The organism is Kitasatospora sp. NPDC059571, assembly GCF_042735675.1.
Lineage (GTDB): Bacteria > Actinomycetota > Actinomycetes > Streptomycetales > Streptomycetaceae > Kitasatospora.
In genome coordinates this window covers 1-9,216 of the sequence record NZ_JBHWBW010000054.1, presented here as the reverse complement: position 1 = coordinate 9,216, position 9,216 = coordinate 1, and the positions used below count along the sequence as shown (strand labels likewise).

The window sequence follows — 9,216 nt, the reverse complement described above, 5'->3', positions numbered from 1 at the left end:
CTCCTGGACGGCGCTGCTGGTCGCCGGCGCCGGCGGCCACACCCCGCCCCCCGCCGCCCCCGCCCGGCTGCAGGCGCTGGTGTCCGGGCGGCCGCGGCGACCGCGCCGGATCGCGATGCTGAGCGTGCACACCTCCCCGCTGCACCAGCCCGGCACCGGCGACGCCGGCGGCATGAACGTCTACATCGTCGAGCTGGCCAAGCGGCTCGCCGAGCTGAACATCGAGGTCGAGGTCTTCACCCGGGCGATCAGCTCGGACGACGCGCCGACCGTGCAGCTCGCCCCCGGCGTGCTCGTCCGGCACGTCACCGCGGGCCCCTACGAGGGGCTGCTCAAGGAGGACCTGCCCGCCCAGCTGTGCGCCTTCACCCACGGCGTGCTGCGCACCGAGGCCGGGCACCGGCCGGGCCACTACGACCTGGTCCACTCGCACTACTGGCTCTCCGGGCAGGTCGGGTGGCTGGCGGCCGAGCGCTGGGGCGTGCCGCTGGTGCACACCATGCACACCATGGCCAAGGTGAAGAACGCCGCGCTCGCCGAGGGCGACACCCCCGAGCCCGCGGCCCGGGTGATCGGCGAGACCCAGGTGGTGGAGGCCGCCGACCGGCTGATCGCCAACACCGCCGACGAGGCCGCTGAGCTGTCGCGGCACTACGCCGCCCGCAGCGAGCAGCTCGCCGTCGTGCACCCCGGCGTCAACCTCGATGTCTTCCGGCCGGGCGGGCGGGCCGCCGCCCGGGCCGCACTCGGCCTGCCGCAGGACGCCGCGGTGCTGCTGTTCGCCGGCCGAATACAGCCGCTCAAGGCCCCCGACGTGCTGCTCAAGGCGGTCGCGGTCCTGCTGGAGCGCCGCCCGGAGCTGCGCGAGCGGCTGATCGTCCCGGTCGTGGGCGGTCCGTCCGGCACCGGCCTCGCCAGGCCGGAGAGCCTGCACAAGCTCGCCGCCCAGCTCGGCATCTCGGACGTCGTGCGGTTCCACCCGCCGGTGGGCCAGGCCCGGCTCGCCGAGTGGTACCGCGCCGCGACGGCGCTGGTCATGCCCTCCTACAGCGAGTCCTTCGGCCTGGTCGCGCTGGAGGCCCAGGCCTGCGGCACCCCCGTGGTGGCCGCCGCGGTCGGCGGCCTGCCGGTGGCCGTCCGGGACGGCGTGACCGGCACCCTGGTGCACGGCCACGACCCGGTCCGTTGGGCGCACGCACTGGAGCCGTACGCCGCCCGGCCCGGGCTGGTCGCCGAGCGCGGCGAGGCCGCGGCCCGGCACGCGGCCGGCTTCGGCTGGGGCGCGGCCGCCGCCGCGACCGCCGAGGTCTACGCGGGGGCGCTGGCCCGGCCCGGCGGCCGCGGACTCCGGCTGGCCTGACCCGAGGGCCGCCGTACCCGGCCGTGCGGCGGCCGCACCGTGGGGCGCGGCACACCGCCCGGTGGCTGCGGATCGCCACTACCGCCGAGTAGCGTCACCCCCATGGCAATCCGTACCAAGGACGAGGCGCTCACCGTGCTGCGCACCGCGCTGGACGAGGCGGGGGTCGGCTGGGAGCCGGCCGTGACCGACCCGTACACGCTGGTCGCGACGCTGCCGGGCACCCGGAAGCTCTCCACCACCTGTGCGCTGCGGGTCGGCGACCACAGCCTGTCGGTGAACGCCTTCGTGATCCGCCGGCCGGACGAGAACCACGAGGCGGTCTACCGCTGGCTGCTGGAGCGCAACACCCGGCTCTACGGCGTCGCATACGCGATGGACGGGCTCGGCGACGTCTACCTGGCCGGGCGGCTGCCGCTGGAGGCGGTCACCGCGGAGACCGTCGACCGGCTGCTCGGCACGGTGCTGGAGAACGCCGACGAGCCGTTCAACACCCTGCTCGAACTCGGCTTCGCCACCGCGATCCGCCGGGAGTGGGAGTGGCGCACCAAGCGCGGCGAGTCCACCCGCAACCTGGCCGCCTTCGCCCACCTCGCCGGGCCGGCGGCCGGTGCCGCGGCCGGGCCCGCCGCGGATGCCGACGCCGCCGCGGGGCCTACGAGCGGCTGAGCTCGGCGGCGGCCTCCACCGGCCGCGCCCCGACCGGGGCGGCGGCGGCCGGACGCCGTCCGATCAGCAGGAACGCGGCGGCGGCGACCGTCCCGCAGACCGCGCACGCACCCCAGACCGCCCGGCCGCCGGCGTGCTCCAGCAGATAGCCGCCGGCCGCCGGGCCGAGGAACGACGCCAGCGACCAGGAGAGCGAGTAGACGCCCTGGTAGCGCCCCCTGGCCCGGGCCGGCGACAGCTCGGCGACCAGGCCCATCATGGTCGGGGCGGCCATGATCTCGCCGACCGTCCAGACCGCCACGGTGAGCGCGTAGAAGCCCGCCGACCCGCCCGCCAGGGCGGTCAGCCCGAAGCCCCAGCCGGTCAGCAGCGAGCTGACCACGAGCAGGACGGTGCGGCTGCGGCTCTCCATCAGCTTGGTCAGCGGGAGCTGGAGCAGCACGATGAGCAGCCCGTTCAGGCCGATCACCAGGCCGTACCGGGCGGCCGAGATGCCGGACCGGCCCATGTCCACGGCCAGCGTGGTGCTGCCCTGCTGGGCGACCAGCGCCAGCAGCAGGTTGACCGCGACCAGCGCCATGAAGCGGCCGTCACGGAAGACCGTGCCGAGGCCGACCCCGGGCTCGGCCGGTGCGGCGGCCCCGCCGGAGGCAGTGGCGGCGGCCCTGTCCGGCCGGGTCTCCGGGATGCGGACGAAGACGACCACCGCACAGAGCAGGGTGGAGAGCGCGTCCAGCAGGAAGAGGGCCAGATAGCCGTGCGTCGCGATCAGGCCGGCCGCCGCGGCGGAGACCCCGAAGCCGATGTTGATCGCCCAGTAGTTCAGTGAGTAGGCGCGGACCCGGTCCTCGGCCGGCACGAGGTCGGCGATCATCGCGGAGACGGCGGGCCGGGAGGCGTTGCTCGCCAGTCCGGTGAGGAAGGCCACCACGGCGATCGCGACCTGCCCGTGGCAGAAGCCCAGGGCGGCGGTGGAGAGCGCGGTGCCCAGCTGGGCCGCGAGCAGGGTCGGGCGCCGGCCGAGCCGGTCCGCCAGCACCCCGCCGCCCAACGCGGCGATCGCGGAGCCCAGCCCGAACACCGACGCCACCAGGCCCGCGTACGCGGGGGAGAAGCCGCGGTCGGTGGTGAGGTACAGCGCCAGGAAGGTCACCACGAACCCGCCGAGACGGTTCACCAGCGTCGACGTCCAGAGCCACCAGAACTGCGGCGGTAGCCCGCCGACGGTCTGCGCGGCGGTCGCACGGAGGCGGGTCAGGGCTGGCATGGCGGCTCCGCGCAGGGACAACTGCACGTCGGGCAGGGCGGGGTGGACCGGCCGACGCGGCAGTAAGTGGCACTGGTGATAGGCGCACATTACCTGGGATGAGACGGCCGGACCAGCGGATAACCGCCTCCCTTAAACTTGCGCCCATGGCTGACACGACCTACCGACTCATCCTGCTCCGCCACGGCGAGAGCCAGTGGAACCAGAAGAACCTCTTCACCGGCTGGGTCGACGTCGACCTCAACGAGAAGGGCGAGAAGGAGGCCGCGCGCGGCGGCGAGCTCCTCGCCGCCGAGGGCTTCCTCCCCGATGTGGTGCACACCTCGCTGCTGCGCCGCGCCATCCGCACCTCCCAGATCGCGCTCGACAAGGCCGACCGCCACTGGATCCCGGTCAACCGCAGCTGGCGCCTCAACGAGCGCCACTACGGCGCCCTCCAGGGCAAGGACAAGGCCCAGACCCTCGCCGAGTTCGGCGAGGAGCAGTTCCAGCTGTGGCGTCGCTCCTACGACACCCCGCCGCCGGTGCTCTCCGACGACAGCGAGTACTCCCAGGCCGGCGACGCCCGCTACGCCGAGATCCCGAGCGAGCTCCGTCCGCGCACCGAGTGCCTCAAGGACGTCGTCGAGCGGATGCTCCCGTACTGGTACGACGCGATCGTCCCGGACCTGGCCGCCGGCCGCACCGTCCTGGTCACCGCGCACGGCAACAGCCTGCGCGCGCTGGTCAAGCACCTGGACGGGATCTCCGACGCCGACATCGCCGGCCTGAACATCCCCACCGGCATCCCGCTCGTCTACGAGCTCGACGCCGACTTCAAGCCGGTCGTCCAGGGCGGCCGCTACCTCGACCCGGAGACCGCCGCCGCGGCCATCGAGGCGGTCAAGAACCAGGGCAAGAAGTAGCAGCCCTTGTGATCATGCCCCCGACCTGCGCATACGGCGCGGGGCGGGGGCATTTTCGCACCCCGCGCCCTCGACGGGCCGCCAGTCGCGAGGGTCGCGCCGCCCGAGGACTGCCGCGATGGCCTTCCGATTCCGGTCCCGGCTGCTCGGCATGACGGGTGCGCAGCCCTCGGCGGCGGCGTGGCGCTCCGGACGGGACGCCGGCCGAAACCGCCGCGCCGCCCGCAAGCCGGCGCTACGGTGCCCACATGGCTGACTACCTCACACACGCTTCCAAGGCCGAGCAGCTTCTCGCGATGGTGAACCCCAAGTCGTTCACGGTCTCGGCGAACCCGGAGATGCGCATCCAGATGGCTCAGGTCGAAGCACTGCTCGCGCTCGCCGCGGCGATAGCCGGTCAGCAGAACGCAGGCGCGGTCGGAATGCAGAAGTGACGTCGCATCCCGTCCGGGCCCCGCAGGAGGGCGGCGATGGGGAATCTCGGTGAGCGGCGGGCGGAGTGCGAATCGTGCGACCCCGTCGAGGCGGAGTGGGACCTCCAGGTACGTGCCGCGGCGGACCGGGACGACGTTGGGGGCCGTTAACGATCAGGCCCCCGCACCGGTCCGCCGGAGGCGGGGGCTTCGTCGTTCCGGGGGGCGGCCCGTGGGGATTCCGATGGTCCGTCAACTCGCCCATGGCCGAGAGTGGTTCAGACCATTGACGGGTGGGCGGTGCGCTCCTAGCGTAGTGGTCCAGACCTGGCGCGAGCACGCCAACTCCACCATGCGCGCTGCCGCGCGCCGGGCGCAGCACAGCACTCCATCCACCCCCACGGAGGGAGCACCATGCGCAAGCGTCACATCCTGGCCGCCGTCGCGGCGGCGGCCGCCGTCCCGTTGTCCGTCGCGTTCCCCGCGTACTCGCACGGCTGGGTCACCACCCCGCCCAGCCGGGCCGCCCTGTGCGCGGCCGGGACCGTCACCGGCTGCGGCGACATCCAGTGGGAGCCGCAGAGCGTCGAGGGCCCCAAGGGATTCCCCGCCCAGGGGCCGGCCGACGGCACCCTCTGCGCGGGCGGCAACAGCCGCTTCGCCCAGCTGGACGACCCCCGCAACGGCGGCTGGCCGGCCACCCGGGTCACCGCCGGCCAGAAGCTGACCTTCACCTGGAAGTTCACCGCGCGGCACGCGACCACGCAGTTCCGCTACTTCCTCACCAAGCCGGGCTACAGCGCCGCGACCAGGCTGACCCGCAGCGGCCTGGACCTCACGCCGTTCCTCACCGTCCCCTACAACGGCGCCCAGCCGCCCGCCACGCTGAGCCACACCGCCACGCTGCCCTCCGGACGCAGCGGGCACCAGGTGGTGCTGGCGGTCTGGGACATCGCTGACACCGGCAACGCCTTCTACCAGTGCCTCGACGTCACCTTCTGACCGCCGTCGCGGCGGCCGCGGACATGCGGATGCCCCGCCCCCCGGGCGGGGCATCCGGGTCAGTGGCCGCCGCAGCAGCCGCCGGTGGCGCCGCCGCACTGGCACGGTGCGCCGGACTGGCAGCCGCAGCCGCAGCCCGGGCCGCAGCCGCACCCCGCGGCGAGGATCGGCAGCAGCTTCGGGGCGGGCGGCTCGACGACGCTCGCCGTCGGGGTGGTCGGGGTCTGGGTCGCCTTCATCGCGCTTGGGCCTCCTCGTCCTCGGCACGCGTGGACGTGCCTCCTTCGAGTGAAGACCGCCCCGCGACGGAGCGTCAACGGGCGCGCGGGGGTACGGGCCCGTCCGCCGTCGTGCGCCCCCCGCCCCCGCGTCCCGTCCCCGGCCCCCCCCCCCCGGCCCCGCCGGGGGCGCACTCCCCGGGGGACTCGGGGGCGGGGGCGGCCGGCACCCCGAACCCCCCACCCCTGGGGGCGCGCGCCGCGGCGGCGCCCCCCCCCCCCCCGCGCCCGCCCCCCCCCCCCGCCGCCCGCCGCCGGGGGGCCCACGACTCCTGCGTGAACTCGTTCGCGTGCTCGCCGGTCACCAGGAACACCACGCGCTTGGCGACCGACACCGCGTGGTCCGCGAAGCGCTCGTAGTAGCGGCCGACCAGGGTCACGTCCACGGCCGTCTCGATGCCGTGCTGCCAGCGGTCGTCCAGCAGGTGCGAGAACAGCTCGCGGTGCAGCGCGTCGATCGCGTCGTCGTCGCGCTCCAGCTCCAGCGCCGCGTCGACGTCCTTGGTGGAGATCACCAGGCCGGCCTTGGCGACCAGGCGCTGGGCCAGCTGGCCCATCTCCAGGACGATCGGGTGCAGGTCGTTGGGCACGGCCGACTCGGGGTAGCGCAGCCGGGCCACCTTGGCGACGTGCCGGGCGAGGTCGCCGCAGCGTTCCAGGTCGGCGCTCATCCGCAGGCTGGTGACCACGATGCGCAGGTCCGTCGCCACCGGCTGCTGGCGGGCCAGCAGGTCGATCGCGCGGTTCTCCAGCTCGTGGTGGAGGTTGTTGACCTTCTCGTCGGCGGCGATCACGCTCTCCGCCAGTGCCAGGTCGGCGTCGAGCAGCGCGGTGGTGGCCCGGCCCATGGCCGAGCCGACCAGCCGGGCGAGCTCGACCAGGCCGTCGCTGATCGAGTCGAGTTCCTCGTGGTACGCGTCGCGCATACTCTTCTCCTCCTGGCCGTCCGGCCGCGTGGGCGTCCGTGCGGTCCGTCAGTAGCTTCGTCGGTGGCGGTGCCGACCGGTCCGTCCGGGAGGACGGCCGCTGCTGGTGGCGCGAATGGTAGCCGCGTCACCGCCCGCACGGGCTTGCGATCACCACGATGGGCCGTCCGGGCGACCTGGCACGGCCTCCGCAGTGAACCGGCAGCGGACTGAAGGTGAATTCTCGGCAACGTCCGGCCGATCCCTTGATCGCACCCGTACGGAGGCCGCCCGACGTGCGCTTACGCTGAATGCCATGGACGTGAATGTGGCCACCGCCGCTGCCTGCGCCATAGCCGGGCTCGGCGTCGGTCTCACGGCCGCGATCGCCTTCCGCTGGAGCGAGCGGGAGCAGGCCCGCGGAGGCAGCCGACACGGCGGTACCGGAACCAGGGCGGGCGCGCGGACGGGCGGCACCGGCATCCCGGTGCACGACTCCCCGCTCCCCCCGGGCGTGGACACCGTGCTGTCGGTGCTGCGCTCCTGCGCGATCGTGCTCGGCGAGGGCGACGAGGTGGTCAAGGCCAGCTCGGCGGCCTATGCGATGGGCCTGGTGCGCGGCGGTGCGATGGCCGTCGAGCAGATGCTGTCGCTGGCCCGGGCCACCCGGCGCGACGGCGAGATCCGCCAGGTCGAACTGGAGGTGCCCCGCCCGGGCGGCGCCCGGGCGGCCGAACCGCTCGCGGTCTCCGTCCGGGTCGCCCCGCTCGGCTCCCGGCTGGTCCTCGTCCTGGTCGAGGACCTGACCGAGCGGCGCCGCATCGAGGCGATCCGGCGGGACTTCGTGGCCAACGTCTCCCACGAGCTGAAGACGCCCGTCGGTGCGCTCTCGCTGCTCTCCGAAGCGGTCGCGGACGCCTCCGACGACCCCGAGGCGGTCCAGCGGTTCGCCGGCCGGATGCAGGTCGAGGCGACCCGGCTGGCCAGCCTGGTCCAGGAGATCATCGACCTCTCCCGAGTCCAGGACGACCGCCTGCTGGTCGACGTCGAACCCATCCCTGTGGACGAGCTGATCGCCGAGGCGATCGACCGCTGCCGCCAGCCCGCCGCCGCCAAGCAGATCCTCATCGCCGCGGGCGGCACCGGCGGCCTCTACCTGCACGGCAACCGCGGCCAGCTCGCCGCCGCACTCGGCAACCTGGTCGAGAACGCCGTGAACTACAGTCCGCCGCGGACCAGGGTGGCGATCGCCACCCGGCGCATCTCCAGCGCCGCGGCACTGGGCGAGGCGGACGGCGAGCTGATCGAGATCTCGGTGACCGACCAGGGCATCGGCATCTCGGAGAAGGACCGCGAGCGGATCTTCGAACGCTTCTACCGGGTGGACCCGGCGCGCTCCCGGGCCACCGGGGGTACCGGTCTCGGCCTCTCCATCGTCAAGCACGTCGCGGCCTCGCACCGCGGCACCGTGGCGGTGTGGAGCGTCGAGGGCCAGGGATCCACCTTCACCCTGCGGCTCCCGGCCGGGCAGGCCCCGGCCGAGGACCACGGGGAGGATTCGCCGGCGTCGCCGGCGAGCACCAACGAGTCAACCGCACCCACCCTTCCTGCCCCGGAGGCCCGATCGTGACCCGAGTACTGGTGGTCGAGGACGAGGAGTCGTTCAGCGACGCCCTCTCGTACATGCTCCGCAAGGAGGGATTCGAGGTGGCCGTGGCCGCCACCGGACCCGACGCACTGGAGCAGTTCGAGCGCAACGGCGCCGACCTGGTGCTGCTCGACCTGATGCTCCCGGGCCTCCCGGGCACCGAGGTCTGCCGCCAGCTGCGGGTCCGCTCCAGCGTCCCGGTGATCATGGTGACGGCCAAGGACAGCGAGATCGACAAGGTGGTCGGCCTGGAGATAGGGGCCGACGACTACGTGACCAAGCCCTACTCCACCCGCGAGCTGGTCGCCCGGATCCGCGCGGTGCTCCGCCGCCGGGGCGAGGACGGCGGCGGCAACGGCGACGGCGGCGGCCCCGGCGCACTGGAGGCCGGCCCGGTCCGGATGGACGTCGACCGGCACGTGGTCACCGTGGACGGCGCCAAGGTCGACCTGCCGCTCAAGGAGTTCGACCTGCTGGAGATGCTGCTCCGCAACGCGGGCCGGGTGCTCACCCGGATGCAGCTGATCGACCGGGTGTGGGGCGCGGACTACGTCGGCGACACCAAGACGCTGGACGTCCACGTGAAGCGCCTGCGCGCCAAGATCGAGCCCGACCCCGGCGCCCCGCGCTACCTGGTCACCGTCCGCGGTCTGGGCTACAAGTTCGAGCCGTAGACCGCGACCGCGCGCAGCGAGGGGGCCCCCCCCCCGCGGGGGGGCCCCGGGGTACACCGGCGGAAACGCGGGGGGGGTCAGTGCGCGGGGGGGGT

9 protein-coding genes and 1 pseudogene are annotated in these 9,216 nt (G+C 74.1%); 7 read left to right on the top strand and 3 right to left on the bottom strand.

Annotated features, from left to right (window positions below):
* Nucleotides 1–67: 67 nt before the first annotated feature.
* Together mshA and ACFV0G_RS09415 are read left to right on the top strand one after the other, a co-directional pair.
* Nucleotides 68–1,360 carry a D-inositol-3-phosphate glycosyltransferase gene (mshA, locus tag ACFV0G_RS09420; RefSeq protein ID WP_380544301.1) on the top strand — a complete coding sequence of 431 codons (1,293 nt, stop codon included), beginning with the start codon at nucleotides 68–70 and terminating at the stop codon, nucleotides 1,358–1,360.
* A gap of 102 nt (nucleotides 1,361–1,462) precedes the next feature.
* A complete protein-coding gene (locus ACFV0G_RS09415) occupies nucleotides 1,463–2,029 on the top strand; it encodes a YbjN domain-containing protein (protein ID WP_380544252.1) in 567 nt (188 codons plus the stop codon).
* Here the strand turns inward: ACFV0G_RS09415 and ACFV0G_RS09410 are convergent.
* On the bottom strand, nucleotides 2,016–3,296 hold the full coding sequence (locus ACFV0G_RS09410) for an MDR family MFS transporter (RefSeq protein WP_380544249.1): 1,281 nt from the start codon (nucleotides 3,294–3,296) through the stop codon (nucleotides 2,016–2,018). The two genes, ACFV0G_RS09415 and ACFV0G_RS09410, sit on opposite strands and share 14 nt — an antisense overlap.
* Nucleotides 3,297–3,442: 146 nt before the next feature.
* Here ACFV0G_RS09410 and ACFV0G_RS09405 point away from each other — a divergent pair, with 146 nt between their 5' ends.
* The 3 genes from ACFV0G_RS09405 to ACFV0G_RS09395 all read left to right on the top strand — a co-directional run bounded on the left by ACFV0G_RS09405 (nucleotide 3,443) and on the right by ACFV0G_RS09395 (nucleotide 5,616).
* A complete protein-coding gene (locus tag ACFV0G_RS09405; protein WP_380544246.1) occupies nucleotides 3,443–4,201 on the top strand; it encodes a phosphoglyceromutase in 759 nt (252 codons plus the stop codon).
* 248 nt (nucleotides 4,202–4,449) lie between these two features.
* Nucleotides 4,450–4,635, top strand: a complete 186-nt coding sequence (locus ACFV0G_RS09400; RefSeq protein ID WP_380544243.1) for a hypothetical protein — start codon at nucleotides 4,450–4,452, stop codon at nucleotides 4,633–4,635.
* Nucleotides 4,636–5,028: 393 nt separating this feature from the next.
* Nucleotides 5,029–5,616 carry a lytic polysaccharide monooxygenase gene (locus tag ACFV0G_RS09395; RefSeq protein WP_380544240.1) on the top strand — a complete coding sequence of 196 codons (588 nt, stop codon included), beginning with the start codon at nucleotides 5,029–5,031 and terminating at the stop codon, nucleotides 5,614–5,616.
* 59 nt (nucleotides 5,617–5,675) lie between these two features.
* Here the strand turns inward: ACFV0G_RS09395 and ACFV0G_RS09390 are convergent, their stop codons facing one another.
* Nucleotides 5,676–5,855, bottom strand: coding sequence for a hypothetical protein (locus tag ACFV0G_RS09390; protein WP_380544237.1), 180 nt, complete (start codon nucleotides 5,853–5,855; stop codon nucleotides 5,676–5,678).
* A gap of 311 nt (nucleotides 5,856–6,166) precedes the next feature.
* A pseudogene (gene phoU / locus ACFV0G_RS09385) lies at nucleotides 6,167–6,820 on the bottom strand (phosphate signaling complex protein PhoU); the annotation flags it as partial.
* A gap of 295 nt (nucleotides 6,821–7,115) precedes the next feature.
* Here phoU and ACFV0G_RS09380 point away from each other — a divergent pair.
* Together ACFV0G_RS09380 and ACFV0G_RS09375 are read left to right on the top strand one after the other, a co-directional pair.
* Nucleotides 7,116–8,429, top strand: a complete 1,314-nt coding sequence (locus ACFV0G_RS09380) for a sensor histidine kinase (protein ID WP_380544234.1) — start codon at nucleotides 7,116–7,118, stop codon at nucleotides 8,427–8,429.
* Nucleotides 8,426–9,121 carry a response regulator gene (locus tag ACFV0G_RS09375; protein ID WP_380544231.1) on the top strand — a complete coding sequence of 232 codons (696 nt, stop codon included), beginning with the start codon at nucleotides 8,426–8,428 and terminating at the stop codon, nucleotides 9,119–9,121. The genes ACFV0G_RS09380 and ACFV0G_RS09375 overlap by 4 nt, the downstream gene beginning before the upstream one ends.
* Nucleotides 9,122–9,216: the final 95 nt, after the last annotated feature.

Bases quoted from the DNA above. Each gene is read 5' to 3' on its own strand.
- ACFV0G_RS09395 (WP_380544240.1), top strand. From the start codon at position 5,029: ATGCGCAAGCGTCACATCCTGGCCGCCGTCGCGGCGGCGGCCGCCGTC.
- ACFV0G_RS09405 (WP_380544246.1), top strand. From the start codon at position 3,443: ATGGCTGACACGACCTACCGACTCATCCTGCTCCGCCACGGCGAGAGC.
- ACFV0G_RS09390 (WP_380544237.1), bottom strand. From the start codon at position 5,855: ATGAAGGCGACCCAGACCCCGACCACCCCGACGGCGAGCGTCGTCGAG.
- ACFV0G_RS09400 (WP_380544243.1), top strand. From the start codon at position 4,450: ATGGCTGACTACCTCACACACGCTTCCAAGGCCGAGCAGCTTCTCGCG.
- ACFV0G_RS09410 (WP_380544249.1), bottom strand. From the start codon at position 3,296: ATGCCAGCCCTGACCCGCCTCCGTGCGACCGCCGCGCAGACCGTCGGC.
- ACFV0G_RS09415 (WP_380544252.1), top strand. From the start codon at position 1,463: ATGGCAATCCGTACCAAGGACGAGGCGCTCACCGTGCTGCGCACCGCG.
- ACFV0G_RS09380 (WP_380544234.1), top strand. From the start codon at position 7,116: ATGGACGTGAATGTGGCCACCGCCGCTGCCTGCGCCATAGCCGGGCTC.